General features: G+C 72.5%; 22 protein-coding genes and 3 pseudogenes. 7 read left to right on the top strand and 18 right to left on the bottom strand.

Translation table 11 applies throughout. The features are described from left to right. Window positions 1-3: 3 nt before the first annotated feature. The 7 genes and pseudogenes from V2W30_RS32810 to V2W30_RS32780 form a co-directional block, all read right to left on the bottom strand. Window positions 4-1,185 carry a Gfo/Idh/MocA family oxidoreductase gene (locus V2W30_RS32810; protein ID WP_338702163.1) on the bottom strand — a complete coding sequence of 394 codons (1,182 nt, stop codon included), beginning with the start codon at window positions 1,183-1,185 and terminating at the stop codon, window positions 4-6. After that, window positions 1,182-2,834, bottom strand: a complete 1,653-nt coding sequence (locus V2W30_RS32805) for a hypothetical protein (RefSeq protein WP_338702162.1) — start codon at window positions 2,832-2,834, stop codon at window positions 1,182-1,184. The genes V2W30_RS32810 and V2W30_RS32805 overlap by 4 nt, the downstream gene beginning before the upstream one ends. A gap of 54 nt (window positions 2,835-2,888) precedes the next feature. After that, window positions 2,889-3,821 carry a carbohydrate ABC transporter permease gene (locus V2W30_RS32800; RefSeq protein ID WP_338702160.1) on the bottom strand — a complete coding sequence of 311 codons (933 nt, stop codon included), beginning with the start codon at window positions 3,819-3,821 and terminating at the stop codon, window positions 2,889-2,891. Beyond that, complete coding sequence (locus tag V2W30_RS32795; protein WP_425244715.1) at window positions 3,818-4,786, bottom strand: ABC transporter permease; 969 nt, start codon at window positions 4,784-4,786, stop codon at window positions 3,818-3,820. The genes V2W30_RS32800 and V2W30_RS32795 overlap by 4 nt, the downstream gene beginning before the upstream one ends. A 281-nt stretch (window positions 4,787-5,067) precedes the next feature. Continuing rightward, the gene (locus V2W30_RS32790; RefSeq protein WP_338702157.1) at window positions 5,068-5,493 is read right to left on the bottom strand and encodes an OsmC family protein; all 426 of its coding nucleotides are present in this window, start codon (window positions 5,491-5,493) and stop codon (window positions 5,068-5,070) included. Between the two features lie 55 nt (window positions 5,494-5,548). Beyond that, window positions 5,549-7,347, bottom strand: a pseudogene (locus tag V2W30_RS32785) (DUF2201 family putative metallopeptidase). Further along, window positions 7,344-8,405, bottom strand: a complete 1,062-nt coding sequence (locus V2W30_RS32780; RefSeq protein ID WP_338702156.1) for a MoxR family ATPase — start codon at window positions 8,403-8,405, stop codon at window positions 7,344-7,346. The pseudogene V2W30_RS32785 and the gene V2W30_RS32780 overlap by 4 nt, the downstream one beginning before the upstream one ends. A gap of 303 nt (window positions 8,406-8,708) precedes the next feature. Between V2W30_RS32780 and V2W30_RS32775 the strand changes: the two genes are divergently transcribed. Further along, on the top strand, window positions 8,709-10,346 hold the full coding sequence (locus tag V2W30_RS32775; RefSeq protein ID WP_338702155.1) for a DUF6345 domain-containing protein: 1,638 nt from the start codon (window positions 8,709-8,711) through the stop codon (window positions 10,344-10,346). Window positions 10,347-10,418: 72 nt separating this feature from the next. On the opposite strand, the gene V2W30_RS32770 is transcribed toward V2W30_RS32775, so the two are convergent. The 3 genes from V2W30_RS32770 to V2W30_RS32760 all read right to left on the bottom strand — a co-directional run bounded on the left by V2W30_RS32770 (window position 10,419) and on the right by V2W30_RS32760 (window position 14,534). Further along, window positions 10,419-11,795, bottom strand: a complete 1,377-nt coding sequence (locus V2W30_RS32770) for an amino acid permease (protein WP_338702154.1) — start codon at window positions 11,793-11,795, stop codon at window positions 10,419-10,421. A gap of 88 nt (window positions 11,796-11,883) precedes the next feature. After that, a complete protein-coding gene (locus V2W30_RS32765) occupies window positions 11,884-13,995 on the bottom strand; it encodes an alkaline phosphatase family protein (protein WP_338702153.1) in 2,112 nt (703 codons plus the stop codon). Between the two features lie 122 nt (window positions 13,996-14,117). Further along, on the bottom strand, window positions 14,118-14,534 hold the full coding sequence (locus tag V2W30_RS32760; RefSeq protein WP_338702152.1) for a hypothetical protein: 417 nt from the start codon (window positions 14,532-14,534) through the stop codon (window positions 14,118-14,120). A gap of 90 nt (window positions 14,535-14,624) precedes the next feature. Here V2W30_RS32760 and V2W30_RS32755 point away from each other — a divergent pair, with 90 nt between their 5' ends. Both V2W30_RS32755 and V2W30_RS32750 read left to right on the top strand, forming a co-directional pair. Continuing rightward, on the top strand, window positions 14,625-15,398 hold the full coding sequence (locus V2W30_RS32755) for an MBL fold metallo-hydrolase (protein ID WP_338702151.1): 774 nt from the start codon (window positions 14,625-14,627) through the stop codon (window positions 15,396-15,398). Beyond that, on the top strand, window positions 15,398-16,030 hold the full coding sequence (locus V2W30_RS32750; protein ID WP_338703848.1) for a DedA family protein: 633 nt from the start codon (window positions 15,398-15,400) through the stop codon (window positions 16,028-16,030). Before V2W30_RS32755 ends, V2W30_RS32750 begins: the two co-directional genes overlap by 1 nt. Here V2W30_RS32750 and V2W30_RS32745 read toward each other — a convergent pair. The 3 genes and pseudogenes from V2W30_RS32745 to V2W30_RS32735 all read right to left on the bottom strand — a co-directional run bounded on the left by V2W30_RS32745 (window position 16,010) and on the right by V2W30_RS32735 (window position 19,309). Continuing rightward, window positions 16,010-17,052, bottom strand: a pseudogene (locus V2W30_RS32745) (MBL fold metallo-hydrolase). The gene V2W30_RS32750 and the pseudogene V2W30_RS32745 overlap by 21 nt on opposite strands. Beyond that, window positions 17,049-18,370, bottom strand: a pseudogene (locus tag V2W30_RS32740) (aminotransferase class I/II-fold pyridoxal phosphate-dependent enzyme). The pseudogenes V2W30_RS32745 and V2W30_RS32740 overlap by 4 nt, the downstream one beginning before the upstream one ends. Window positions 18,371-18,550: 180 nt before the next feature. Next, window positions 18,551-19,309, bottom strand: coding sequence for a GAF and ANTAR domain-containing protein (locus V2W30_RS32735; protein ID WP_338702150.1), 759 nt, complete (start codon window positions 19,307-19,309; stop codon window positions 18,551-18,553). A 75-nt stretch (window positions 19,310-19,384) separates the two neighbouring features. Here V2W30_RS32735 and V2W30_RS32730 point away from each other — a divergent pair, with 75 nt between their 5' ends. Further along, complete coding sequence (locus V2W30_RS32730) at window positions 19,385-20,515, top strand: PAS domain-containing protein (protein ID WP_338702148.1); 1,131 nt, start codon at window positions 19,385-19,387, stop codon at window positions 20,513-20,515. 28 nt (window positions 20,516-20,543) lie between these two features. Here the strand turns inward: V2W30_RS32730 and V2W30_RS32725 are convergent, their stop codons facing one another. Continuing rightward, window positions 20,544-21,362 carry an RNA polymerase sigma factor SigF gene (locus V2W30_RS32725; protein ID WP_338702146.1) on the bottom strand — a complete coding sequence of 273 codons (819 nt, stop codon included), beginning with the start codon at window positions 21,360-21,362 and terminating at the stop codon, window positions 20,544-20,546. 215 nt (window positions 21,363-21,577) lie between these two features. Next, window positions 21,578-21,709 (bottom strand): hypothetical protein, encoded by a 132-nt coding sequence (locus V2W30_RS32720; RefSeq protein WP_338702145.1) that lies wholly within the window; start codon window positions 21,707-21,709, stop codon window positions 21,578-21,580. 145 nt (window positions 21,710-21,854) lie between these two features. Here V2W30_RS32720 and V2W30_RS32715 point away from each other — a divergent pair, with 145 nt between their 5' ends. The 3 genes from V2W30_RS32715 (at window position 21,855) to V2W30_RS32705 (ending at window position 23,310) form a co-directional block, all read left to right on the top strand. Further along, complete coding sequence (locus V2W30_RS32715) at window positions 21,855-22,229, top strand: hypothetical protein (RefSeq protein ID WP_338702143.1); 375 nt, start codon at window positions 21,855-21,857, stop codon at window positions 22,227-22,229. 72 nt (window positions 22,230-22,301) lie between these two features. Next, the gene (locus V2W30_RS32710; protein WP_338702142.1) at window positions 22,302-22,721 is read left to right on the top strand and encodes a CBS domain-containing protein; all 420 of its coding nucleotides are present in this window, start codon (window positions 22,302-22,304) and stop codon (window positions 22,719-22,721) included. 52 nt (window positions 22,722-22,773) lie between these two features. Next, window positions 22,774-23,310 carry a type 1 glutamine amidotransferase domain-containing protein gene (locus V2W30_RS32705; protein ID WP_338702141.1) on the top strand — a complete coding sequence of 179 codons (537 nt, stop codon included), beginning with the start codon at window positions 22,774-22,776 and terminating at the stop codon, window positions 23,308-23,310. 273 nt (window positions 23,311-23,583) lie between these two features. Here V2W30_RS32705 and V2W30_RS32700 read toward each other — a convergent pair whose 3' ends face one another. The 3 genes from V2W30_RS32700 to V2W30_RS32690 all read right to left on the bottom strand — a co-directional run bounded on the left by V2W30_RS32700 (window position 23,584) and on the right by V2W30_RS32690 (window position 26,312). Beyond that, a complete protein-coding gene (locus V2W30_RS32700; protein WP_338702140.1) occupies window positions 23,584-23,916 on the bottom strand; it encodes a helix-turn-helix transcriptional regulator in 333 nt (110 codons plus the stop codon). Next, window positions 23,913-24,521 carry a hypothetical protein gene (locus V2W30_RS32695; RefSeq protein WP_338702139.1) on the bottom strand — a complete coding sequence of 203 codons (609 nt, stop codon included), beginning with the start codon at window positions 24,519-24,521 and terminating at the stop codon, window positions 23,913-23,915. The genes V2W30_RS32700 and V2W30_RS32695 overlap by 4 nt, the downstream gene beginning before the upstream one ends. A gap of 168 nt (window positions 24,522-24,689) precedes the next feature. Continuing rightward, entirely contained in the window at window positions 24,690-26,312 is a 1,623-nt protein-coding gene (locus V2W30_RS32690; protein ID WP_338702137.1) for an ABC-F family ATP-binding cassette domain-containing protein, read from the bottom strand. Window positions 26,313-26,317 lie beyond the last annotated feature (5 nt).

Below are 26,317 nucleotides of genomic sequence, written 5' to 3'. Positions count from 1 at the left end.
GGACTACCGTGCGCCGGGCTGCCCGTTGGCGAAGTGCGCGAGCAGCAGCGGGTCGAGCGGGGGCACGTCGTACGGGGTGCCGCCCTCGCGCAGCGAGCGGGTGGCCAGCGCACCGGCGGCGACGCTCATCCGCGCCGCCACCGGGTCGGTGTCGGTGAGGCCGCCGTCCCGGGCGAAGCGGCAGAACTCGGCGACGATGCTCTCGTCGGCGCCGCCGTGCGAGCCGCTGGCCTGCGGCACGCGGTGGACGACGTCGGCGTCGGCGCGGTAGGCGCTCGGCCCGGTGTTCCAGACCCGGACCTCGTCGCCGGGCCGGTCGCCGAAGTTCTCCAGGCGGCCCTCGGTGCCGATGACGGTGTAGTTGCGGAAGTAGTCCGGGCTGAAGTGGCACTGCTGGTAGGCGGCGATGACGCCGTTGTCCAGGCGCATGTTCATCACGGACACGTCCTCGACGTCCACGACGTGGTGCAGGTCCTTGCGCTCCGTGGGCGGCCAGTCGAAGTCGCGCAGCCAGCCCTCGGGGCGCGGGGTGCCGGGCTCTCGGCGCGGCAGGTCGCCGTAGACCATCAGGTCACCGAGGGCGTTGACCCGCTGGGTGTAGCCGCCGGCCAGCCAGTGCACGACGTCGATGTCGTGCGCGGCCTTCTGGAGGAGGAGGCCGTTCGTGCGGCGGCGGTCGGCGTGCCAGTCCTTGAAGTAGTAGTCGCCGCCGTACGAGACGAAGTGCCGCACCCAGACGGTCTTCGGCTCGCCGATGTCGCCGCGCGCGATGATGTCGCGCATCGTGCGTACGACGCCCATGTGCCGCATGTTGTGTCCGACGTAGAGCCGGGTGCCGGTCTCGTACGCGGTGCGCAGGATGGTGTCGCACTGCTCGACGGAGATCCCCAGCGGCTTCTCGACGTACACGGGCTTGCCGGCGCGCAGCACGTCGCAGGCGATGGCCTCGTGGGTGTCGTCGGGGGTGGCGACGATGACGGCGTCGATGTCGGGGGCGTCGAGCAGGGCGCGGTGGTCCTCGAAGACCGCCGTTCCCTCGTACCACCGGGGCGCCTCGGCCCGTACGGCCGGGTCGAGGTCGGCCACGGCCGCGACGACCGAGCCCCGGCCGGGGCGGTGCGCGGCGGTGGCGAGGTTGCGGCGCAGGCCGAGGCCGATGACGCCGATCCGCAGGTCGTCGCTCACTTGGTGCCCTTCTCGATGGCCTGCTCGTACTCGCGGCGCATGGCGTCCCCGGCGGTGCGCCGCCACTTGGGCAGGACCTCCTTCTTGAAGGACGACAGCGGCTTGCGGCCGGCGACGATGTCCTTGATGGCGGTGTAGACCTCGTCCTTCGCGGACGCGCCCTTCTGCGCGAACGTGTCGGAGAAGTAGCCGATCGTCGGGTCCACCTTGGCTATCTTCATCAGCTCGGACTGCGCCTGGTGGATGCCGCGGGTGACGTCGGGCTTGTTCGGCAGGTAGAGGCTCTCGGGGGCGTTGCCGAAGAAGTTGATGGCCTGCCGGGTGGTGAGCACCTCGGCGTTGCCCTTCTTGGTGAGCGCCACGTCACCGTTCCTGGAGCGGGTGTGGTGCGTGCCCTCGATGCCGTTGTCCAGGAAGAGCCGCTCCTCGGTGCCCAGGGGCGCGCTGAGGTAGTCGAGCACCTTGAGGAGCGTGGGGATACGGGACTTGGGGACGTTGTTGTTGATGGCGGTGAAGCCGACCGAGCCCCAGCCGTACGACCAGGAGGGCGTCATCCCCCGCTCCGCGGCGAACGGCACGACGACCTTCTCCGGCCAGTCGTACATGTTGCTGTCGTTGAGGAAGCCGGGGAAGGACTGCACGTGCAGGCCGAGGAAGCCGCCCTCCATCTTCTCCAGCGTGGTGGCGAGGTTCGGGTCGGGCCAGAACAGCTGCGCCTGCTGGCACTTGAGGGCGAACTCGATACCGGCCAGGTACTCGTCCGTCTCGAAGAAGTAGGTCAGCTTGCCGTCGTCGATGCGCCAGGTGTTCGGCGCGCCGTGCCAGTACGCGAACTGCTGGATGTGGTTCACGTACGCCGGCTCCAGGACGTACTTCTTGCGCTTGGTGTCGAGGAGTTCCTTCGCCTTGTCGAAGAAGTCCTGGGCGCTGGTGAACTCCGTGCCGCCGACGGGCTTCCAGAAGTCCTCGTTGGCCACGTACACCTGGCCGCTGCGGCCGTACGGCACCGCGTAGCCCCAGATCTTGCCGTTGATGACGGCCGTCTTCCAGGCGTACCCGGGGATGTTCGCGAGGTTCGGGTACTTCTTCACGGCGTCGCCGGAGAGGTACGGGGTGAGGTCGTGGAACTTCGCCCGGAGCAGGTCGGGGACGTTCTTGAGGCCCTGGTTGGGCGGGAACCACATGAGGTCGGGGAGGTCGCCGCCCGCGATGGTGGCGTTGAACTTCTCGCGGTAGACGCTGTCGGCGCCGAGGCCGTTGACGATGGTCATCCGCATCTCGGAGCCGAGCCGCTTGTTCAGCTCCTGCCAGTACGCGTTGCGGTTCATCGCCGGGGCCGGAGTCGTGAAGGTCTCGGTCAGCGCGGTGATCGGCTTGCCGTCGCCGGGGGCCTTCGTGACGCTCTTGACCAGGTCCTTCGGGTAGCGCAGATAGGCCGGGTCGAGGCCCTGCGCGTTGCCCGGGAGGTCGGGGGCGGGCACCTTCGCCGGTACGTACGTGGGCAGTTCGAGCTTGGCGGAGGCCTCGGCGCCGCCGCCCGTCGCGCCGCCGTCGCCGCACGCGGTGAGCAGTCCGCCGCCCGCGACGGTCAGGCCGGCGACCCCAGCGGCACCGAGGAACCCACGGCGGTCGATTCTGCTGGAAGGCATGGTTCTCCTAAGGAAAGGTGAACGGAGTGGTGATCCAGGGGAGGTGTCGGCCCGTCAGGCCTTGACGGCTCCGGTGAGCACGCCCTTGACGAAGTACTTCTGGAGGAACGGGTAGACCGCGACGATCGGCAGCACGGCGAGGATGAGCACCGCCATGGACAGCGCCGTGGTGGCGGGCAGGACGCTGACGCCGAGCGCCTTCGCGTTGAACGTGTCGCCCTGGATGACGTACGAGCGCAGGATGACCTGCAAAGGAAGCTTGTTGGAGTCGTTGATGTACAGCATCGCGTTGAAGAAGCTGTTCCAGTACGTGACCGCGTAGAACATGCCGACCACGGCGATGACGGCCTTCGACAGGGGCAGCACGATCCGGCACAGGATGGTGAGTTCCCCCGCGCCGTCGAGCCGGGCCGCCTCGTGCAGCTCGTCGGGTATGCCCTGGAAGAAGGCGCGTACGACGATGACGTTGAAGGCGTTGAGCATGATCGGCAGCACCATGGCGCCGTAGGAGTCGATCAGTCCGAGCTCCTGCACGACCAGGTAGTTGGGGATGACGCCGGGCGTGAAGAGGAACGTGCCGACGACGACGAGCAGCAGCGGCTTCCCGGCGAACGTGCCGGGCCGCGACAGCCCGTACGCGAGACAGACCGTGCACAGCAGGCTCAGGGCCGTGCCGACGAGGGTCACGCCGACGCTGACCGTCGCCGCCCGGGTGACCACTCCCCCGGCGAGGACGACGCGGTACGCCTCCAGGGTGGGGTGCTGCGGGAAGAGGACGTACCCGCCGTTCGCGGCGAGTTCGGCCTTGGTGGACAGGCTGGTGCCGATCGCGAGCAGGAACGGGTAGCCGACGGCCACGATCATGCCCAGGATGACGACCAGTTTGAGGGCCTGGCCGGCGGGGCTCGGCGGCTCCATCCAGGCCGGCCGGGCCGTGTCGCGGCGGGCGCGGCGGCGCAGGAACTGCGGGGCGGACACGGTGCTCACTGGTAGACCCCCTGCTCACCGAGGCGGTGGGCGACCTTGTTGGCGGCGACGATCAGGACGAAGCCGATGACGCCCTTCATCAGGCCCGCGGCCGTGGACATCCCCCAGTCGCCGTCGACGACACCGTGGAAGTAGACGTACGTGTCGAGCACTTCGGAGGCGTCCGCGCCGACCATGTCCCGCTGGAGCAGGACCTGTTCGAAGCCGACGGAGAGGATGTCGCCGAGCCGCAGGATGAGCAGCATGATCATCACGGGGCGGATGCCGGGCAGCGTCACGTGCCACATGCGGCGCAGCCAGCCGGCGCCGTCCATGGCCGCGGACTCGTAGAGCCCCTGGTCGATGGAGGCCATCGCGGCGAGGAAGATGATCGCTCCCCAGCCGGCGTCCTTCCAGATCGACTCCGAGGTCAGGAGCAGCATGAAGGTGTCGGGGTTGTTCATGATGTTGCCGACATGCAGCCCGTGGTCGTTCAGGAGGCTGCTGACCGTGCCGACGCCGCCGAAGATCTGCTGGAAGAAACTGACCACGACGACCCACGACAGGAAGTGCGGCAGGTAGACGATGGTCTGCATCAGGCGCCGGGTCCTGGTGCTGATCAGCGAGTTCAGGAAGAGGGCGAGCAGGATCGGGGCCGGGAAGTAGAGCAGCAGTTGGACGGCGCTGATCTGGAGCGTGTTCCACACCGCCGTCCAGAACTCCGGCTCCTGGACCAGGGCCTGGAAGTTGTCCAGGCCGACCCAGACGCTGTGCATGAAGCCCAGGTACGGCTGGTAGTCCTGGAAGGCCGTGACGTTGCCGGTCAGCGGCAGGTAGAAGAACACCGCGAAGTACACGATGCCCGGGACGCACAGGAGCAGCAACGTCCGGTCGCGGCGCAGCCGTTGGCGGACTGTGGCCTTGCGCCGCGGGTCCGGCGCGTCGCGGTCCGGCCGGGCGGCGGGTGGATCGGCAGGCCGGGGCACGACCTGGCCGGGTGATGTGGACGCGGGAGCCGTCACATGCACCTCCGACATCGAGGGTGGCGGGGTGGGGCCGCGGGGCTCCGACACCGGCCCGCGAGGCTGCGTGAATCTTGCACCACACAGACCGGCATGACAATAGGTGCTTGAAAAAGGCTCTCTTCTTGCAGTTTCGAGCACATTACCGAGGTGGTGACATCACCCTGGCGAGCTGCGCTCATGACAGCGCCCCGGACCCGTGCCGGGTCCGGGGCGCCGCCGCGCGCACCTGACGGTGCGCCGGGTCAGGCCAGCTTGGCCGTCAGGGTGATGGTGGTGCCGGACAGCGCCTGGCTCACCGGGCAGTTCTTCTTGGCGTCCTCGGCCGCGGCCTGGAAGGCCTGCTCATCGAGGCCGGGGACAGTGCCCTCGACGATGAGGTGGATGCCGGTGATGCCCTCGCCCGGCTGGAACGTCACGTCAGCGGAGGTGACCAGCTTGGTGGGCGGGGTGCCCGCGCCGGACAGGCCGTGCGAGAGCGCCATGGAGAAGCAGGACGAGTGCGCGGCGGCGATCAGCTCCTCGGGGCTGGTCTTGCCATTGGCCTGCTCGGCGCGGGAGGGCCAGGACACCGCCTGCTGCCCGATGCCGGACGAGTCGAAGGTGACGGTGCCGCTGCCCTCGAGCAGGTTGCCTTCCCACTCGGTGTGCGCGGAGCGCGTGGTAGCCACGTTGGTTCCTTCCATTACGGATCGGTTGATGACCACCATCCGACCACATCCGCCCTCACCGCACCCGGAACACCGGCCCACGCGCCGCGAACGGCAACCGGGCGCCCCCCGGAACCAGGTAGGCGTGCTCGCGCGGGATCCGCAGGACGTCGCACTCACCGTCCGTGATGACGAGGACCGGCGCGGCCGCGGGGAAGTCGTCGGCCCGGCGGAGCAGGTCGATGCCGGGCTGGAGGACGGTGCCGCCGCGCCCCTTCACCCGGACCCGGCTCGCGATCTCCGTCACCGGGACGTACCCCGCGTCGTACGGGGCGCTGTCGCAGAAGACGACCCGCGCCGCGGGGACGTCCCGGGCCTCGGCGTACGAGGCGATCGCGCCGAGCGCCTTGCCCAGGAGGGTGCGGCTCATCGACCCGGAGGTGTCCAGGACGACGCCGAAGGTGCAGCGGGCGATCTCCTCGGGCGGGAAGTAGCGGCCCGCGCGCGGGATGCCCGGCGTGGAGGCCTGGCGGCGGGACGGACGGGCGTAGGTGCGGACGGGCTCGGGGCGGGGCACGAACTCGTCGAACCAGCGCGCCAGTTGGGCGTCCCACGGCACGGGCGGGTGGGCCAGGGCGCGGATCTCCTCGATCAGCCCGAGCGGCAGCAGGCCGCGCTCGTGGTGCCGCTGGTGCAGGTCGAAGCCCTGGAGGAGGCCGCGCCGGTAGAACTCGTCGAGGTCCACGAAGTCCCCCACGGGCCCGAGGGGTTCGCCGAGGATGTCCCCGCGTCCCTTGCCGCGCAGGGTCGACAGGCGCCGCCGCGACCGCAGGTCGGCGGCGATCCGGTCGTACACCTCCTCGGCCGACAGGCCCGTCAACTCCGGGTCGTACAGCAGCCCTTCGGGCATGTCACCGACGCGCATCTCGCGCAGCCAGCCGTTGATGACGTAGTCCGCGGCGACGTTGAAGAGGTACGGGTCGCGACCGCCGCGGCGGTCGCCGTGGCGCAGGGCGGCGTGCAGCATCTCGTGGCCGAGGATGAAGCGCCACTCCTCGTCGGTGTGGCGCTTGAGCGGGTTGACGTAGATCTCGCCGAGGTCGGCGGCGACCGCGGCGACGGCGATGTCGTGGGCGCGCGCCAGTTCGGCGTCCGCGACGACCGTCATGCCCGCCGCGATACCGCCGAGCAGCGGGTACGAGGACACGAACCAGCTCAGGGCGCGCTCCCACGGGCGCTGCGGCACCCGCGCGCCCCTGAGGTCGTCGCGCCGGCCGCCCGCGACGTCCATGGCGGCGGACACGGTACGGGTGAGGGCGTGCGCGAAAGCGGTCTGCCAGTCGGGGGCCGCGGTGAGGCCGAGCCACGGCTTGAGGACCTGGTCGGGGCGGTGCCGCCCGCGCCGCAGTGCGCGTACGCGGGCGGGATGCCGTCGCGGCGCCAGCGCGCGGCGAGCTGCTCCTCGTCGCCGCCGGGGAACGTGGCCGGCAGCCCGTCCGGCGGGCGGCCGACGGGGAACGTCTGCTGGAAGCGGTGCACGACGACGCAGCGCGCCGCGAGGTCGCAGGCGTCGGGCGGCACACGCGTGCCACGGGCGGCCGGGACGTGGCCGAACCCGAGGTGCAGCAGGCAGTGCGCCAGCGCCCAGGCCCACTCGGCGGGTTCGGCGCGGCGGGTGGGGTGGGCGTGGACGCGGCCGTCGGAATCGACCAGGGCCAGGCCGTTCGGCGGCGCGGACCGGCAGTCGGCGCGGCAGAACGTCGCGTCGAGCGCGTCGAGCGCCGGGTTGGCCCGCACCAGCGCGAGTCCCGCGAGATAGGCCTCCGTCGCCGGGTCGGGCCGCGGCTCGTCCGGCGTCCGGCGGGCGCGGGTCATCGGCGGGCCTCCACCAGGCGCGGCATGTCGCGGGCGGCCTCGACCAGGAACCAGGCGGGCAGCAGCGGGTTGCCGTCGGTGTCGTCGGCGATGACCGTCTGGGCGACCTCGACGGAGATCTCGGCGAGCTGCACGAGCAGCGACTTGGCGCGGTAGGCGGTCTGCCGGACGGACGGCGAGGCGTGCTCCTTGGACGCCGGCAGGTCCTTGGCGAGGCGGCCGCGGAACGACTCGGCCAGGTAGTACAGCAGGTCGCGGTCCTCGATCCGGTGCGGCCAGCGGGCGTCGCCCTTGAGGATCGCGTCCAGCCCGAACCGGCTGCGCACGATCTTCGCGTAGCCGCAGAACGCGACCGCGTGGGCCGGGGTGAGCGTGCCGTGCGCGAGGACCTTCAGGGTCTCCTCGTCCAGGGTCGGCCCGAAGCTGTGCAGGGCGTCGCTGAGCATGTGCCAGGAGCGGGGCGTGGAGAACGGCTCCTCGGTCTTCGGCGGCTTCGACCACAGGTGGTCGGGGCGGTCGGTGAGGTGGTCCTGGATCCACGGGTGGATGCCCGCGCCCGCCGCCCACCGCAGCCAGTCGGCCGGCGAGGCCCGGAGGTGGACGTGCGCGAGGCGGTTGACGAGGGCCGAGGCGATGGGGCGGGCCAGCGCGTTGTCGGTGGCGCGGTTGCCCGCGCCGATGACGATGGACCCCTCGGGCAGCTCGTAGTTCCCGATCCGGCGGTCCAGGATCAGCGAGTAGAACGCCTTCTGCACGTCCGGCGTCGCCGCGTTCAGCTCGTCGAGGAACAGGCAGTACGGCTCGTCGCGGGCGATCGCCTCCGGCGGGCAGAACACCGAGCGCCCGTCGCGGATCTGCGGGACGCCGATGAGGTCCTCCGGGGCCAGCTGGGTACCGAGCAGGCTCACGCACTCCAGGCCGAGCGATTCGGCGAAAGCCCTTACCAGGGACGACTTCCCGATGCCGGGGGCGCCCCAGATGAAGACCGGCCGCACGGTCGCGAGACCCAGCAGCAGCTCCGGGATGCGGGAGGGCGTGACCGTGACGGCAGCCTGCACGTACTGACTCCAGACGAAGGGAGGGAGGTGTTCGAGCGAGGCGCGCTGGTGCGCGGCTTCCCGCCCGAACAGTGTGGGACCGCACGGCCCGCGCCCGCACCTGGATTTCGGGGGCGCGCCCGGTGCGCGTGGGGGCATCGGGCACGTGCTCCAGAGCGACGCGAGAGAAGCCCGGACATGCCCGTGGCGCGGCCACCATGGCCGGAATCGGCGCTGGGCAAGACGTCACGGCGGTGACACTTTGAGGCCCCCCAAAGCTCCCAAGTCGGGGGTTTCTCACGGGGTTTCGCAGGGGGTTCGGCAATGCGCATGATCTACGCGGACCAAGGTCCGTCACCGCTGGAGACCGGCAAGCCCGGCGCGGCCGATCGCGACTCGACGTTCGGCTGGTGGGGTGCGTTCAGCATCCAGAAGTTCGTGAACCAGAACCCGCTCTCCCACACCCACGAGGACGCGACCGGCTGGCTCGCGTACCTCCAGCAGTTCTACGACCGCAACTTCTGGTTCGCGGACAGCGGCGTGCAGGTGTGGGCGTACGAGGAGACGTACGACAACTGGCAGGACAGGTACGGCGTGGACGCCGTCGTCGCGGTGTACCACTCGGGGCACGGCGGCATGGACGGCAACGGGGTGTTCTTCGCGCCGCTCGGCGGCACGTGGGACAACCGCTCGGACGCGATCTCCAACCGGATGGCGTTCGGCAACGAGAAGGCCAACTACGTGTTCTGGTCGACGTGCAACTCACTGCGCGTCCTCGACGGGCACTCCCCCGTCCGCACGTGGGCGGGCCCCAACCTCGGATCCCGGATGATCTTCGGGTTCGAGACGACGAGCATCGACAGCCCGGACTACGGCAAGAAGTTCTGGGAGAAGTGGCGCGCGGGCCAGACGTTCTGCGACGCGTGGCTGAACGCGAGCTGGGACATCTACCACGGCCAGGCCCCGTCGGTCGCGGCCACCGGAGCGACCCAGGCCGAGGCGCAGAACCGCCTCAACTCGGAGCGCAACTTCTACCGCGAGCACGTGTCCGACGCCTGGTACGCGTGGCGCTGGTACTACGCGCGCGAGGGGCTGCGCGACCCGCTGACGCAGGCACCCGCCGAGCCGCAGATCGTGCAGCTCGCGCCGCGCGACCCGAGCGACGAGCTCGCCCGGATGGGCCGGCTGGCGCACTTCCCGTCGGCGGCGCTCCAGGAGGTCCACGTCGAGCGGCAGGGCGTGCTCAGCGCGAGCTCCGGCGACCGGTACGTGTCGACGGCGCCGCAGGCGGTGCGCTGGGTGAAGCTGGCCGAGGCCAACCACCGCAACACCGACCGGCTGCCGACCGAGCGCGCGGTCGAGCTGGCCCGGCAGTTCGCGGAGCAGCACGCGGAGAACACCGACGGCGCCGAGCTGATCGTGGACTCCGTGCACGACCTGATGCAGAACAGCGGCAAGAAGGACGGTTCGCAGATCGGCGAGCCCGTGTCGCTCCAGACGCACGTCACGTTCCGGCAGGCCTTCGACGGCGTACCGGTGATCACGCCGGGTCGCGGCGAGTTCCGGGTGGCGCTCGACAACGACGGCACCGTCGTCCAGGCGACGCTGTCGACGCGGCGGGCCACCGGTGAGACCCGTACGCCGTCGTCGGCGGTCGCGCCGCCGTCCGGCAAGGGGTCGCAGGCGCTGCGGTCGCCGGGTGCGCGTGACCCGCGCCAGGCGCTCGACGAGGCGCAGCAGCGGCGTATCGCGCATCTGACGGCGATGGCCTCCGACAGCGAGCACTCGGCGTCGGACATCGAGGCGCAGCTGGAGATCAGGGACGTGCCGGGCACGCTGGAGGTCGGGTACGAGATCGAGGGCAACGAGGCGTATCCCGCGGCGCGGAAGCTGATCGAACTGGGCTCGCGCGACTCGATGTTCAAGAAGCTCAGGTGGGTCGTGGCACCGATCGCCCGCTGAGCGGTCCGCCGGCCGGACGGGGGCGGACGAGGGCCGGTCGCGCGGGGAACCGCGCGGCCGGCCGGACGGCGGTTACGCCGCGACGCGCCGCTTGCGCGCGGCCATCCACGCGTACACCAGCACCCCGACGAACAGGAACAGCACGCCCTGGTAGACGGCCGCGTATCCCGCCCCGCCGACCAGCCACATCGAGAAGCCGAACGCGGCGAGGGCGAGGATCATGTCGCGGGCCAGGCGGCCGGGGCGCACCTTGTCGCCCTGGCCGGACAGCAGGAAGTAGATCTGCGCGGCCGTGGCAAGCAGGTACGGGACCGTCGCCGTGAAGGTCGTGACGAGGACGAGGGTCTCGAAGACACCGGTCGAGCCGGCCGTGTAGTTGTAGATCGTCAGGAGCGAGGCGAGCGTCACCGCGACGATCACGCCGAACGTCGGGATGCCGCGCCGCTTGCGGGTGAACGCCGCGGGGAACAGTCCGTCCTTCGCCGCGGCGTACGGGGTCTGGGCGCTGAGCAGCGTCCAGCCGTTGAGCGCGCCGATCATGGAGACCAGCGCGGCGACCGCGACGGCCGTGCCGCCCCAGGTGCCGCCGAACATGGCGTTGACGGCGTCGGAGAACGGGGCCGTGGAGTTCACCAGCCGGTCGTGCGCGACGGTGCCGAACACCGACACCGTGGACAGCAGGTACAGGAGCGCGGCGAGCCCGGTGCCGATGACCGTGGCGCGGCCGACGTTGCGCTGCGGGTCGCGGACCTCGCCGGCGCTGACGGACGCGGACTCGACGCCCAGGTAGCTGAAGAGCAGGATCGCCGCGGACGCGGAGATCGCGCCGATCGCGGAGTCGTCGGTGGCGCGGAACGGCCCCAGGTTGTCGGCCTGGAAGAAGAAGAGCCCGCCGACCGCGACGAGCAGCAGCGGCGCGAACTTCAGGACGGTGGAGACCAGTTGGACCGCGCCGACGTACCGGGTCCCGGCGAGGTTGGCGAGCGCGGGCAGCCACTGGCAGAGCAGCGCGGCGACGATCGTCCAGAACGTGGAGCCGTGCAGCGGCAGCAGGACGTCGAGGTAGCCGACGGCGGCGACGGCGAGCGCCGCGTTGCTGACCCAGGTGGTGATCCAGTAGCTCCACGCGGCGAGGAACCCGGCGAAGTCGCCGAAGGCCTCACGGGCGTAGACGTACGGGCCACCGGTCTGCGGGTGCCGGTTCGCGAGCCGCCCGAAGACGAGGGCGAGCGCGATGGCGCCGACGGTCAGGACGCCGAAGGCGACGAGGCTGATCGTGCCGTACGGGGCGACGGAGGCGGGCAGCAGGAAGATGCCGCCGCCCACGATGTTGCCGATGACGAGGGCGGTGGCGACGGGCAGGCCGAACTTGCGGGCGTGCCTGCTGCCGTCCTGCTGTTCCGCTTCCCCGGCCGGAGCCGTCTGCGATGCGGTCCCGGAGTCGTGCATGGGGTCGTGCGCCTCTCGTCGTGCTGACGCCGCCTCGGGATCGCCGGGCGGCGCTTCATGGTCGGACGCGTGGGCATCCCGCACCAAATCAGGCGGATTCGTCCTGCGCTTCCGGGGGCACTGCCGCAAATGATGCGATCGGCGGGTCCTGGTGCAGGGAATTCTCCAGCGGGATCTGCGGCCCGCTGCCCTCGCGCAGCCAGCGGCGCAGCACGTGGTGGACCTGTTCGGCGCCGACGAGCGTGCCGCCGTCCTCGACCGGCTCCGACAGGGCCACCGGGGAGAGCAGGAACGGCCGGCCCTGGGCGCCGCCGAGCCCGCCGTGCGAGCCGATCTGCTCCTCGAACGCGAGGACCTCGCCGTACGCCGGGTCGTACCAGGAGTTGACCATGATGTCGGCGGTGTGCGGGAAGGAGTCGGTGCGGCGCACGGCGTCGGCGGCGCCGGGCCCGAAGTCGGCGAGCGGCCCGCGCCCGTCGGCCAGGTCGGCGACGGGCACCTCGGTGCCCTGCGCGGCGAGCACGACCGCGCCGTGTTCCTCGCTGCGGACGAGGAGGAAGCCGATGCCGGGGTGGTTGGCGAGGGTCGCGAGCAGCGCCGGGTGGCGGGCGTCGATCTCCTCCTTGCTCATCCGGTGCGGCACGTCGGGGAAGGAGACGAGGCCGAGGTTGCCGGAGGCGAGCACGATCGGCTCGGTGATCCGGCCCTTGCGGGCGGTCTCCTCGACGGGGCGGTGCAGCGCGGCGCGCACGGCGGAGCGGGCCTCGGCGCCGCTGTGGGTGCGCCGCACCTTGCGCGGCACGGGCAGTCCGCAGCCCGCCCGCACCAGGTTCTGCAGGGTCAGTCCGTAGCGGGCGAGGAACGTCTCGCCGGGGCTCTGGCCGTGGTCGGACAGGAGGACGATGCGGTACGGGCGCGGGGCGTGCTCGGCGACCTTCACGAGCAGCGCGAGGGAGCGGTCGAGCCGTTCGAGGACCTTCTCGGCGTCGCGGCTGAACGGCCCCGAATGGTGCGCCACCTCGTCGTACGCGACGAGGTCCGCGTAGACCGCGCTGCGCCCGACGAGCATGTCGCCGATGACGGCGGCGACGACGACGTCCCGCTCGACGACGGTCGCGAAGGCGCGGATGAACGGGTAGAGGCCGCCGCGTCCGACGCGCGGGCGGCGCTTGCGGAGCCGGGCGCGGGTGGACTGGCCGATCTCGCGGCCCACCTCGGCGCAGAAGGACAGCGCGGTGCGCACGGCGTTCGCCGGGTCGGAGAAGTACGCGAAGTAGCCGGCCCTCGACCGGTTCTGCCTGCCGCGCCGGGCGGCGACGGACAGGACGAGGGCGACCTCCTCGGCGCCGCCGCTGAACAGGTTGCCGCGGCTCGCGCCGTCGACGGTGAGCAGGCCGCCGTCGCCGGTGTGCTCGATGGCGCGGCGCTGGAGTTCGGCGGCGCTGGTCGGCCGGTTGGAGACCTGCACCTCGCCGGTGTCCTTCTCGTACCAGCGGAAGGCGGGGACGTCGTGGTTGGAGCCGTGCAGGATGCCGAGCTGGCTGGCGCCGGTCTGGCTCGACCAGTCGGTGCGCCACGGGGTGAGGCGGTGGGTGCCCTCGCGCAGCCAGGAGTTCACCGTGGGCATGAGCTCGTCGCGGGCGGCGCGCCGCAGCACCTCGTGGCCGACGCCGTCGAGCTGGAGGAAGACGGTGCCCGGGGTGGGCGGGCAGCCGCTGCCCTCGCCGCCGACGGCCTTGCGGCGTCTTCGGTCGGCGAGCCGGTACAGACGCCTGCGGTAGGCGTCGTCGTCACGGACCGCGAGGGCACCGCCGGTCGCCGACGCCACGGCCGACATCACGGCGGCGACGACCACCGCGGTCTCCGGGCTGACCTCGCCGCGCCCGTCGGGGACGAGGTGCAGGGCGATCAGGAGCACGGCGCCGTTCAGGAAGAACACGACGAGGCCGAGGACGAGGGCGGGGACGAGGAGCAGGGCGCGGACCAGGAGCGGCCACACCAGGGCCGACAGGAGGGCGAAGGCACCGGCGCCGAGGGCGGCGGTGATCGCGACACGGGTCATGCTGTCGCCGGTGTCGGACTGGAGCTGGAAGTCCGGCAGGATGCCCGCCAGGATCATCATGGTCAGGGTGCCCGCCGCCCAGACCGTCAGCGAGCGCCATGCCGCGCTCGCCACCCGCCGCCACCGGCCTCCGGCCACGTTCCGGCTCCCCTCGCCCTGTACTGGTTCCTGGCGGCCAGAGTTTCATACGTTTTGGGCTGATCGAACCAAGCCCCTCCGGCCATCGGGGAGCCGGGTCCCGAGGCGCAGCGCCGCGCGGGTCAGCAGCCGTCGTAGCCGGCCGTCGGCATCGACAGCCGGCGGTGCACCCGCGCCTTCATCTCCGCGTCGTACGCCGGTTCGGCGAGGCCCGCGGTCTCCAGCGGGATCCCGCGCCGGGCGCACTCCGCCGAGAACACGTCGACCGAGCGGAGCGCCGCGCGCAGGACGCGGTCGCTGGGCGCGACGAAGACGTCGACCAGGCCCGCGTCGACGTCCGCCCACAGCACCTCGTGGTCGGGGCGGAGCGCGTGCACCAGGAGTTCGCGGGTGATGACGTAGCCGCGCTCGGCGGCCCAGCGGGCACACATCGCGTGCTGGCTGCGGGAGTCCACGAGGAACGGGTCCGCGTCCAGCTCCTCCAGCGGGATCAGGCTGGCGATCGCCGCCACCCTGACCGCTTCACCGGGTCCGCCCATGGTGTCCCCCTCACCTCCGCCTTTCGGCGACGACCCTACTCCTGCACGTAGGCTCGGGGGAGTCGCACGAAGGAGCGTAAGGAGACACGCGTGCCGGTGGAGATCACCTGGTGGGGTCATGCCACCTGCACGGTCCAGGACTCGGGCATCAGGGTCCTGACCGATCCGCTCTTCGCGAGGCGCCTCGCGCATCTGCGGCGCAGACGGGGCGCTCCCCCGCCGCCGAGCGCCGCGCTCGCCGATGTGGTGCTCGTCTCCCATCTGCACGCGGACCATCTGCACGTGCCGTCGCTGGCGCGGCTCGCGCCGGGGACACGGGTCCTGGTGCCGCGCGGCGCGGTCCGTTCGGTGCCGACGCTGCGGCGGCTGCGGACGCTGCGCATCACGGAGGTCGAGCCGGGGGCCAGGATCGAGGTCGGAGACCTCGTGATAGAGGCCGTGCACGCCGAGCACGACGGGCGGCGGCTGCCGGTGGGGCAGCACCGCTCGCCCGCGCTCGGCTTCCTCGTGAACGGCGAGGCCCGTACGTACTTCGCCGGGGACACCGGGCTCTTCGACTCCATGGCGGACGTGGTGGGCGACGTGGACGTGGCGCTGCTGCCGGTCGGCGGCTGGGGCCCCTACCTCGGTCCGCACCACCTGGACCCGGCGCGCGCCGCCGAGGCGCTCGCCCGGATCGCGCCGCGCAGCGCGGTGCCGGTGCACTACGGCACGTACTGGCCGATCGGCATGGACGCGGTGCGGCCGCACGAGTTCCACACGCCGGGCGACGAGTTCGTACGGCAGGCGGCGCTGCGGGCGCCGGACGTGACGGTGCACCGGCTCGCGCACGGCGAGAGCGTGCGGCCGGAGGTGGCCCGGTGATCCTCGCCGCCGCGACCGCGGTCACCCCCGAGTCGACGCAGCAGGCCGTCGGCTATCCGACGCTGTTCGTGCTCGTCGCGCTCGGGGCGCTGGTGCCGGTCATCCCGACGGGCGCGCTCGTCAGCACCGCCGCCGTCGTCGCCTTCCACCAGTCCGCCGCGTACTCGCTGGTGCTCGTGTTCGTCACGGCGTCGGTCGCGGCGTTCCTCGGGGACATCGCCCTGTACTGGCTGGGGCGGCGCGGCATGCACTCGAAGAACGGGTCGCGGTGGCTGGCGGCGATCCGCGGCCGGGCGCCGAAGGAGCGGCTCGAACAGGCGCAGGACAAGCTCGACGACCACGGTGTGCTGGTGCTCGTCCTGTCGCGGCTGGTGCCCGCGGGGCGGATCCCGGTGATGCTGGCGTGCCTGCTGGCGAAGATGCCGCTGCGCCAGTTCGCCCGCGGCGACCTTCCGGCGTGCCTCGCCTGGGCGGCGACGTACCAGGTCATCGGGATCGTCGGCGGCTCGCTGTTCCCGGAGCCGTGGGAGGGCGTGGTCGCGGCGATCGCGCTGACCCTGCTGATCAGCGCGATCCCGACGGTGTGGCGGAGGATGCGCGGCGGCCGGGAGTCAGGCGGTCAGCACGCGTGACGCGCCGACCGGCAGGTCCCACAGCGCGGCGCGCGGCAGCCCCGCCCGCTCCCAGGCGGCCCGCAGCCGGGTGAGCGGTTCGAGGACCGGCTCGGCCGAGAGCAGGAACGTGGCCCAGTGCATGGGGGCCATCAGGCGCGCGCCCACGTCCTGCGCGGCGCGCACCGCGTCCTCCGGGTCGCAGTGCACGTCCTGCAGCCACCAGCGCGGGTCGTACGCGCCGATCGGCAGCAGGGCGAGGTCGATACCGGGGTAGCGGCGGCCGATCTCCGAGAACCAGTGGCCGTACCCGGTGTCCCCGGCGAAGTAGATGCGCTGCCCCTCGGCGTCGGTGAGGACCCAGCCGCCCCACAGCGTGCGGCAGGTGTCGGTGAGGCTGCGCTTGGACCAGTGGTGCGCCGGTACGAAGTCGAAGCGGACGCCCCGCAGCTCGGCGGCCTCCCACCAGTCGAGCTCCGTGACGCGGGTGAAGCGGCGCCGGGTGAACCAGCGGCCGAGTCCGGCGGGCACGAAGACCGGGGTGTCGCGCGGGAGCCGCTTGAGGGTCGGCCAGTCCATGTGGTCGTAGTGGTTGTGGCTGATGACGACGGCGTCGACGGGCGGCAGCGCGCTCCAGGCGACACCGACCGGGGTGACCCGGGCCGGGGTGCCGAGGATCTTGCGGGACCAGACCGGGTCGGTGAGGACGGTCAGGCCGCCTATGCGCACCACCCAGCTGGCGTGCCCGGCCCAGGTGACGGCGGCGGTGCGGGCGTCGACGTCGGGCAGCGGGCCCGGTTCGAAGGGCAGGTCCGGGATGTCGGCGAGGCTCTCGGCGGGGGCCTGAGCGCGCCCTCGCGCGCGAACCGGGCGAAGGCCCGCAGGCCCGGCAGGGGTGCGGTCAGCCGGTGCGCGAAGGACTTGGGCCAGCGGCGGGACACGGTGCCGCCCCCGCCGAGCGGCCGCGGCTCGACGAGGGGGGGAAGGGACGCGACGGCATCATCCCGCTGCTGTGTCGACGTCGAATCGGACGCTTGGGTCATCGCTCGGACTCCCATCCTTCGCCTGCCGGTCCGTTGCCTTCCGGGCCCACGGGGCCCGCGTCGTCGCGGATCGCTCCGGACTCGCCGAGATCGTCGAACGCCGACCCCACCATGCTCAACAGCCGTTCCACATGCGGCAATTCCAGGGGCTCCGGTGAGGTGAGAGACGCCCTGCGCTCGTCGGGGGTTGACCCGAGCAGCGGCCCGGTCGACAGGCGTGCCCGCAGCGCCGCCGGGTCGTCGCCGAAGCGGTGGCCGCCGGGGACGGGCATGCCGAGGCGTTCGGTGAGGAAGTCCTCCAGATCCTGGGCGTCGGTGACGCCGAGGGCGGCGAGCGGCGGGCGCAGCGGGTCGAGGTCGACGTAGAGATGGCGCCCGGCCCGCGGAGGCCGGGCGAAGCCGCCGGCGGCGAGCACCCGGCGGTGCACCGCCTGGGCGGCCTCGGCGTGCAGCGCGGCGGAGGCCGTGCGGCGGGCGGTGACCTCGTCGCCCTCGTCGAGGACGTACGCCGCTCCCGCCGCGACCGGGGCCGAGAGCAGAGCGCCGGTCGCGGTCAGTACGTCGAGGACGCGGTCGGCGAGGTGCTCGCCCTGCGCGGTCGGGGCGAAGCGGGCGCAGGCCGCGGGCAGCGACGGCGGCAGGAACGCGCCGGTCAGATCGGTCACGACGGTGACATGGGCGGGGAACATCTCGGCCGGGCTGAACAGCACCGTGCTCGCGCCGGGGTGCATGGTGTCGCGCCAGGTCTCATCGCTGACGATGTGCAGGCCCTCCCCGGCGGCGGCCTCCACCGCCTCGTGCAGCACCTCGGGCGGCGGCACGGTCCCCGTCGGGTCGTCGGCGACGGACAGGACGAGCAGCCGGGGGTCGCCGCCCTCGGCTCTGACCCGGCGGACGGTCTCCAGGAGGGCGTACGGGTCGGGGACGCCGCCGCACTCGGCGGGCGTCGGCACGTGGAACACCTCGCGGCCGAGGAGGCGGGCCTGCGGGCCCCACCACGCGGGACAGGGCCGCGGGACCATGACGTCGCCGCCCAGCGCGGCCGTCAGCGCGAGCAGCAGCGGCGCGGCGCCGGGGGCGGCGACGATCCGGCCGCGATCGGCGGGCAGCCCCTGCGCTGCCAGAAGCCGCGAGCCGCCGCCAGGAGGGCGGGCGGGCCGCCGGGCGGCTCGGGGTACGGGCGGCCGGCCGCGCCGGCGACGGCGGCGGCCAGGCCGGGCAGCACGGGCAGGCCCGCCTCGGGCAGCGGCGGCCCGAACCGGACGGGGCCGCGTCCTTCCCGCAGGGGATCTCGGGTCGTGGGGTCCGACTGCCGCATGCTGCCTCCGTACCGTCTCGGGCGCTGCCACCGCGCGCGCCGGTTCCCAGCGTCACATCCAGGGCGCCCCGCGCGCGCGTCGTGCCGTCGTCGGGTGCGTACCCACGCGGGCACCCGGACAGGCGGAGCCACCCGGCGCGGCACTGCGCCGGGTGGGTGACGGGGGTCGGTGGACGGCGGTCAGCGGGTGAGGGCGGTGAGCTCGCGCTCCAGGCCGCGCCCGCGGCGCTCGACGACGGCGGCGGCCACGTCGGCCAGCTTCCGGTTGGTGGTCTGCGATATGCGGCGCAGCACGGTGAACGCGTCGTCCGCGTCGCAGGCCAGTACGTGCATGACGATGCCGCACGCCTGGTCGACGACGGGCCGGGTGCGCAGCGCGGCGCCCAGCTGGTCGAGCTCGGTGAGGGCGGCCTGGTAGGAGCGGTCGCGCACCAGGCAGGTGGCGGCGAGGTCGCCGAGGGCGCGGACGGGGCCGCGCGGGGCGTCCTCCAGGGTGCCCGCGCGGAAGCTGTAGAGGCTGAGGGTGACGGTCAGGTCGGCGCTGCGGAAGGGGATGGTCACGCTGGAGCGCACGCCGGAGTCGAGCGCCAGCGCCCGGTAGTCGGGCCAGCGGCGGTCGTGCAGCAGATCGCTGGCGTCGACGGGCCTGCCGCCCTGTTCGGCGACCGGGATCGGGCCCTCGCCGGAACGCAGTTGTACGGAGACGAGCGCGGCGAGGTCGGGGTGGGTGACCGCGGACGGGCGCTCGCCGGTGCGGTCGGACGCCATGGCGACGGCCCCGCAGCAGTCGGTCGTGCAGCGCACGGCCTCCTCGGCGAGTTCGGACAGCCGCCGCGCCGGGAGCCCGGATTCGGGTGTCTCGGGCGGAAGTTGGCCGCGTGCCACGGGGTAGCAGTCCGAACGGTCGGCGGGTTCCTCGCTTGTGACGAACTGTCGCATCGGGTAACGCCTCCTTCCTGTTCCGGCTTCCCCCGGCGGGCCCCGGAAAACCGCTGCACGGGATAGGTTCTCGGCATGGCGCAGACGGAGGAATTCGGTGAGGAACTCGCGGACTTCATGCGTCGGGTCTCCCAGCTGAAGGCGGCGCGCTCCGTCCCCGCGGACGGACTGCCGGCGGTGCTCGACGCGGCGATCTTCGAACTCGACCACGTGGTCGGCACGTTGTGGCCGTGGTACGAGCAACTGGGCACCGCGGACATCGGCGCGGAGGGCCGGTCGGCCCAGGCCGACCGGCAGGAGCAGCAGTTGCTGCGCGCGATCTTCCAGCGGCTTCCGCTGCCGGTGGCGCTGGTGGACCGCGAGTCGGTGGTGCGCAGGCTGAACTTCGCGGCGACGACGTTCACGGGGGTGCGGGCCGGTTACGCGACCGGGCGGCCGCTCACCGGGTTCCTGGCGCACGCGGACCGGGGCGCGTTCCGCTCCCAGGTCGCGGCGGTCGCCCGGGGCGAGGGGGACCGCGGCCTGACCGTGCACCTCCAGCAGAACCCGCACACGCCCGTACGGACGACGCTGACGGGACTGCGTCCGGGCAACGAACCACGCACCGCGGTCCTCGTCGTCCTGCACCCCGCCGACGACGACGCGCGGGTGCGGGGCACGGCCCGCCCGGCCGCGCCGGTCCCCGACCTCGCGGAGACGACCCGGCACGCGGCCGTGATGGATCTGGTGGACGTGATGACGCGCGAACTGCTCGGCGCGCCGGCGGGTGACCCCGCGGAGGTGCTGCGGCGCGCCGCGCGAGTGCTGCACGGCCGCTTCGCGGACTGGGTGATCGGGGACCTGGGCGCCGCGCGGCTGGAGCGTACGGCGGTGTTCGGCGACGGCGACGAGGCCGTACGGGACATCCGCGCACAGGACCCCGCGGCCGCCCCGTTGATCGTGGAGGCGGCGCGCGGGGGTTCACCGGCGCTCCTGGTGCGCCCCGAGGACCCGCAGGCCCTGGGCGACGACGCCTCGGGGGCGCCGGTCCTGGTGCGCGCGGACGTCACTTCGCTGCTGTGCGTCCCGCTGGTCCCGGCGCCCGGCGAACCGGTCCAGGGAGTGCTCTCCCTGTTCCGGTCCGCGGGCCGCCTCGCCTTCTCGATGGCGGAGGCGCAGGCGCTCGACGTGATGTCACGGCACATCGCGCTGGCGATGCGCCGGTAGGCGGCCGGTCGGCTGGGCGGTCGTGCGGTCAGGCGGCGTCGGAGAGGACCTGGTCGCGCAGCCGGTCGCAGCAGCGGCTGATCAGGCGGGACACGTGCATCTGCGAGATGCCGAGCTGTTCGGCGATGCGGCTCTGCGTCATGTCGCCGAAGAAGCGCATGTACAGGATCCGCCGCTCGCGTTCGGGCAGGGCGGCGATGCGCGGCTTGACGGCCTCGCGGTCGACGACGATGTCGAGCGCGGGGTCGGCGGAGCCGAGCGCGTCCGACAGCGAGTAGCCGTCCTCACTGCCGGGCAGCTCGGCGTCGAGGGAGAGGGCGGAGAAGCTCTCCAGTGCCTCCAGACCGCTGCGGGCCTCCTCCTCGGTCATGCCGGCGTGCTCGGCGATCTCGGTGAGCGTCGGGGCGCGCCCCGAGATGCTCTGGGACAGCTCGTGCTGTGCGAACCGGACCCGGTTGCGCAGGTCCTGGACGCGACGCGGCACGTGCAGCGTCCACATGTGGTCACGGAAGTGGCGCTTGATCTCGCCGGTGACGGTCGGTACGGCATAGCTCTCGAACGCGTTGCCGAGCGACGGGTCGTAACGGTCGACCGCCTTGACCAGGCCGAGAGCGGCGACCTGGCGCAGGTCCTCGGAGGACTCGCCACGGTTGCGGAATCGGCCGGCCAGCCGTTCGGACATGGGAAGCCAGGCTTCGACGATCTCTTTGCGCAGTGCGTCGCGCTCGGCGCCCTCGGGCAGCCCGGACAGCTTCACGAATGCTTCAGCGGTGTCCGGGGCGTCGTCGTGCGGATGGCGTCGGCTGGGCCTCGCCGGGTTCACGGGTGCGCTGGTGGGCGTACGCATGGCTTGGCAACTCCCTGAATGGGTGCCTCTGTGCTGTGGACACCGTGGAAGGGAGCAGCGCCCCGACGTGGGAACGGACACACCCGGGGACGGAAACCGCGGATACGCGTACGTATCCCTCCCACGGACGTGCCTCCTGTCCGAAGCACTGTTTGTCGCGTGCCCCGTATCCGGAGCACCAAACACCGAGATCGTCCCACAGTCTCAGCGGGCCGTCAGTGGACGATCGCTGTGGGTTCCTCCACCTCGGGCTCCTTGGGCCGTGGCAGCAGCCACTCCTCGTAGCGACCGAGCGCGAGAACGAGTCCCATCATGCCGAACGGCACGAGGACCGTGAGGAGCTCCATGGCCAGTCCTTCCCCAGCGGGTGGAGCGTGGGGGGCCGGGTACGGGTCTCCCCTGCCCGACCGGACAAACCGGCCGGTGTCGGCCATGTGTCAGCCGGCTGCGCCCGGGTACGCGTCGGCCGGTTCCACGACATGGGAGTGACAGATGCAGCGAGGCAGCGACCGGCTCAGCGCGCACCGGGACGACGAGATGAAGCACGAACTCCAGGGGTTCCTGCGGTCCGGCCATCCCACGCGGACCGCGGAGTGGCACGACCCGGAGCCGGTGGCCGACGACGATCCGGAGGTGGCCGGCGGTCCCGTCCTGCCCGGCCGCGGCCGCCTGGAGGCGGTGCGGCTCGAAGTGGGGCGGCTCCTCGGCCGTACGGCGTTCCCCGGGACACCCGCGGCGCTCTCCGACGCGCTGGCCGAGCGCTCCGCCCCGGACCAGTTGGTCGCGAAGGTGGCGGCCCTGCCGAAGTCGTCGGTGTTCCGTACGGCGTCGGAGCTGGCCGAGGCGCTCACCGAGGAGCCGGCATAGCGCAGGCATGGGTCCCCACCCCGTGGGTACAGCGGGCGAGGTCACCCCGACCACGGAGAAGGGCCTGAGACCATGGCCGATTTGGTGAGGGACGTCATGACACCGGGTGTGGTGGCGGTGCGCCCGGATGCCTCACTCGTCGAGGCCGCCCAGCTCATGCGCGCCCAGGACATCGGTGATGTCCTGGTGGCGGACGACCGCCGGGTCGTCGGGGTTCTCACGGACCGCGACATAGCGCTCCGCGCGGTCGCCGACGGCGCGGACCCGCTCACCGTCAGCGCGCTGGCGGTGTGCACGCTCGACCCGGTGGCGATCGGCCCGGACGCCGCGGTGTCCGCGGCCGCCGACCTGATGCGGGAGCACGCGGTGCGCCGCCTGCCGGTGGTCGAGGACGGCCGCGCGGTGGGCATGGTGAGCCTCGGCGACCTGGCACCGATCCAGGAGCCGGGCTCCGCGCTCGCCGACATCAGCGGAGCACGGCCGGACGCCTGACCGGCCATGAAGAAGCAGAAGTACCCGACACAGCAAGGGAGTTGAGCACGTCATGCGTATCGCGTTCCTGGTGGCGCCCGAAGGGGTCGAACAGATCGAGCTCACCGACCCCTGGCAGGCGGTGCGGGACGCGGGCGGCGAGCCCGTGCTCGTGTCGACGCGGCCGGGCGAGGTGCAGGCCTTCCACCACCTGGACAAGGCGGACACGTTCCCGGTGCAGGAGACGGCGGCCGGGCTGACGGCCGCGGACTTCGCCGGCCTGGTCCTGCCGGGCGGCGTGGCCAACCCGGACCAGTTGCGCACCGACGCCGACGCGGTGGCGTTCGTACGGGACTTCTTCACCCGCGGGCTGCCGGTCGCCGCGATCTGCCACGCACCGTGGACCCTGATCGAGGCCGACGTGCTGCGCGGCCGGACCCTGACGTCGTGGCCGAGCCTGGCCACGGACATCCGCAACGCGGGCGGCACCTGGGTCGACGCCCAGGTGAAGGTCTGCACGGCCGGGCCGAACGCGCTGGTCACCAGCCGCAAGCCGGACGATCTGAAGGCGTTCGACGAAGCACTGATCGAGCAGATGCGCGGCGACTGACGTCCGGCCGCGCCGAGCCGCCCACACGGGCCCGGTGCAGTGATCCGGGGGGAGCCCGGGCCCGCGGGCAGGTGCCGGCCCGGCGGGGTAGTGCCGGGCCGGGGCGTCGCCGGAATCCGTCGCGGCCGTCCCGGCCTCGATGACGGCTGAGACCCGGGGCCCGGAGGGCCGGCCCCCGACAACGGTCCGACGGTAGGCCGACCCCGGCTGCCGAAACGATCCGCTGAACGAGGCCGCTGTCCGGATAGCGCGGCCTGCCGGTGGGCCCGCCCCTCAGTCGCCCCGGCTGTCGCCGGCTTCACGCAGCGTCACCGACGGCACCCGGCCGTACTTGGTCCGGTACTGATCGGCGAACCGGCCCAGATGTCCGAAGCCCCAGCGGTGGGCGATGTCCGCGACGGTCGTCGTGTACGGGTCGGCCGCGGCGAGATCGGCGTGCGCCCGCTCCAGGCGGACGGCCCGCAGATACGCCATCGGCGGCAGGCCCACGTACCGGCCGAACGCCTCCTGGAGCCAGCGCACCCCGACCCGGGCCTCGGCCGCGAGTTCCGCGGTGGTGAAGGGGTGCTCGGGGCGGGCGCGCATGGCGTCGACGGCTCGCTTCACGGGAGCGGGCCGCAGCTCCCCGCCGGGTGGTCGAGCCGGTCGCGGTAGCGGTGCCCCGCCGCCAGGAGGAGGCCGTTGAGCACGGCGTCCCGCAGCGGCGCGGCGACCAGCGGGTGCCGGAGCAGCGGGGCGCCGTCGTGCAGGTCGTCCACCAGCGAGCCGACGAGCCGGGCCCACTCACGGCCGCGCCCGCGCGTGAGGTCGAGACCCGGGTCGAGGACGACGGGGGTGCGCGGGGCGATGCCCGTCAGCTCTTCGACGCGGCGCTCCAGGAACCCCTGGTCGATCTTCAGGGCGATGATCCGGCCGTCGCCCTCCCAGCGGTCGACGACGGTGGAGCCGACCGGCTGGAACAGGGCCGCGCTGCCGGGCGCGGTGATCTCCTCGGGCCGGGTCGCCTGGTGCCAGCGCAGGGCGTCCCCGAGCGGGATGTTCACGTGGTAGGCGCCCAACTCGCCGCAGCGCACCATGACATCGGCGCCGCACGTCAGATCACCGACGGTGATCCCGCCGATCTCCAGGACGTCGAAGCTCGCGCCGAACCGCTCCGGCCGCTCCAGGACGTCGAGGCGGTTGGTGTAGAAGGCGTCCTTGATCGCCTGCATGGCCTCGTCGACGTCACCCGTCCGTATGGACGTCCTCTCTCACCGCGGCTCCCCGTGCTGAGTCGGTACACGCCGACAGAGCAGCCTACGGGGAGACGTCGCGCACCGCGACGGGCCCAGGGCCGGTCCGGCGGATCGGGTCGCGGCTCGGGTGGCCCGTGTCAGGCCCTAACGGGCACGCTCCACCCGGCGTTCGTCCCAGACCGGCTCCGGCGTCTCGCGCAGGCGGCCGTCGGCGCCGAAGACCAGGTAGCGGTCGAAGGCGCGGGCGAACCAGCGGTCGTGGGTGACCGCGAGCACCGTGCCGTCGAAGGACTCCAGGCCCTCCTGGAGCGCTTCGGCCGACTCCAGGTCGAGGTTGTCCGTGGGCTCGTCCAGCAGCAGGGCGGTGGCGCCCTCGAGTTCGAGCAGGAGGATCTGGAAACGGGCCTGCTGGCCGCCCGAGAGGCGCTCGAACTTCTGCTCGGCCTGGGCCGTGAGTTCGTAGCGGCGCAGCAGCGACATCGCGGCTCCGCGGTCCTTGGCGTGGTCGCGCCAGAGGATGTCGAGGAGCTCGCGGCCCTGAAGCTCGGGGTGGGCATGGGTCTGGGCGAAGTGTCCGGCGACGACGCGGGCGCCGAGCTTCCACTCCCCCGTGTGCGCGACCGTGTCCTCGCCCGCGAGGAGCCGCAGGAAGTGCGACTTGCCCGAGCCGTTCGAGCCGAGGACCGCGACCCGCTCGCCGTAGAAGACCTCCAGGTCGAACGGCTGCATGAGGCCGGTCAGCTCGAGGCCCTTGCAGGTGACCGCGCGGATGCCGGTGCGGCCGCCCTTCAGGCGCATCGTGATGTCCTGCTCGCGCGGCGGCTCCGGCGGCGGGCCCGCCTCCTCGAACTTGCGCAGGCGGGTCTGCGCGGCCGCGTACCGGGACGCCATCTCGTGGCTGACCGAGGCGGCCTGGCGCAGGTTCACGACGAGCTTCTTGAGCTGGGCGTGCTTCTCGTCCCAGCGGCGGCGCAGCTCCTCGAAGCGGGCGAACCGCTCCCGCCGCGCCTCGTGGTAGGTGGCGAAGCCCGCGCCGTGCACCCACGCGTCGGCGCCGCCGGGCCCCGGCTCGACACTGACGATCTTCTCGGCGGAGCGGGCGAGCAGCTCGCGGTCGTGGGAGACGAAGAGGACCGTCTTGCGCGTCTCGCGCAGCTTCTCCTCCAGCCAGCGCTTGCCCGGCACGTCCAGATAGTTGTCGGGCTCGTCGAGGAGCAGGACCTCGTCGGTGCCGCGCAGCAGCGCTTCGAGGACGAGTCGCTTCTGCTCACCGCCGGACAGCGTGCGGACCTCGCGGAACTGCGCCTGGTCGTAGGGGACGCCGAGCGCGGCCATGGTGCACATGTCCCAGAGGGTCTCCGCCTCGTAGCCCTGCGCCTCGGCCCAGTCGGACAGCGCCTGCGCGTATGCCATCTGCGCGGCCTCGTCGTCGACCGTCATGATCGCGTGCTCGGCCTGGTCGACGGCCTTCGCGGCCTCCTGAATGCGCGGCGACGACACCGAGACCAGCAGGTCCCGTACGGTCGTCTCGTCGCGCACCGAACCGACGAACTGGGACATCACGCCCAGGCCGCCGCTGACCGTGACGGACCCGCCGTGCGGCTGGAGCTCGCCGGAGATCAGCTTGAGGAGGGTCGTCTTGCCCGCCCCGTTCGGTCCGACCAGGGCGACGATCGCGCCGTCACCGACGCGGAACGAGACATCACCGAGCAGCGCCCGCCCGTCCGGCAAGAAGTACTCGAGGTGTGCGGCTTCCAGATGTCCCATGATCC

Source organism: Streptomyces sp. Q6 (genome assembly GCF_036967205.1).
GTDB classification, from domain to species: Bacteria; Actinomycetota; Actinomycetes; order Streptomycetales; family Streptomycetaceae; genus Streptomyces; species Streptomyces citrinus.
The sequence above is the reverse complement of the archived record's forward strand: the minus strand, read 5'-3'. Positions and strand labels throughout refer to the sequence as shown.

Excerpts from the sequence above, each read along its gene's own strand:
- V2W30_RS32805 (WP_338702162.1), bottom strand. The coding sequence starts at position 2,834 with ATGCCTTCCAGCAGAATCGACCGCCGTGGGTTCCTCGGTGCCGCTGGG.
- V2W30_RS32775 (WP_338702155.1), top strand. The coding sequence starts at position 8,709 with ATGCGCATGATCTACGCGGACCAAGGTCCGTCACCGCTGGAGACCGGC.
- V2W30_RS32770 (WP_338702154.1), bottom strand. The coding sequence starts at position 11,795 with ATGCACGACTCCGGGACCGCATCGCAGACGGCTCCGGCCGGGGAAGCG.
- V2W30_RS32760 (WP_338702152.1), bottom strand. The coding sequence starts at position 14,534 with ATGGGCGGACCCGGTGAAGCGGTCAGGGTGGCGGCGATCGCCAGCCTG.
- V2W30_RS32735 (WP_338702150.1), bottom strand. The coding sequence starts at position 19,309 with ATGCGACAGTTCGTCACAAGCGAGGAACCCGCCGACCGTTCGGACTGC.
- V2W30_RS32730 (WP_338702148.1), top strand. The coding sequence starts at position 19,385 with ATGGCGCAGACGGAGGAATTCGGTGAGGAACTCGCGGACTTCATGCGT.
- V2W30_RS32725 (WP_338702146.1), bottom strand. The coding sequence starts at position 21,362 with ATGCGTACGCCCACCAGCGCACCCGTGAACCCGGCGAGGCCCAGCCGA.
- V2W30_RS32720 (WP_338702145.1), bottom strand. The coding sequence starts at position 21,709 with ATGGAGCTCCTCACGGTCCTCGTGCCGTTCGGCATGATGGGACTCGTT.
- V2W30_RS32715 (WP_338702143.1), top strand. The coding sequence starts at position 21,855 with ATGCAGCGAGGCAGCGACCGGCTCAGCGCGCACCGGGACGACGAGATG.
- V2W30_RS32710 (WP_338702142.1), top strand. The coding sequence starts at position 22,302 with ATGGCCGATTTGGTGAGGGACGTCATGACACCGGGTGTGGTGGCGGTG.
- V2W30_RS32705 (WP_338702141.1), top strand. The coding sequence starts at position 22,774 with ATGCGTATCGCGTTCCTGGTGGCGCCCGAAGGGGTCGAACAGATCGAG.
- V2W30_RS32695 (WP_338702139.1), bottom strand. The coding sequence starts at position 24,521 with ATGCAGGCGATCAAGGACGCCTTCTACACCAACCGCCTCGACGTCCTG.
- V2W30_RS32690 (WP_338702137.1), bottom strand. The coding sequence starts at position 26,312 with ATGGGACATCTGGAAGCCGCACACCTCGAGTACTTCTTGCCGGACGGG.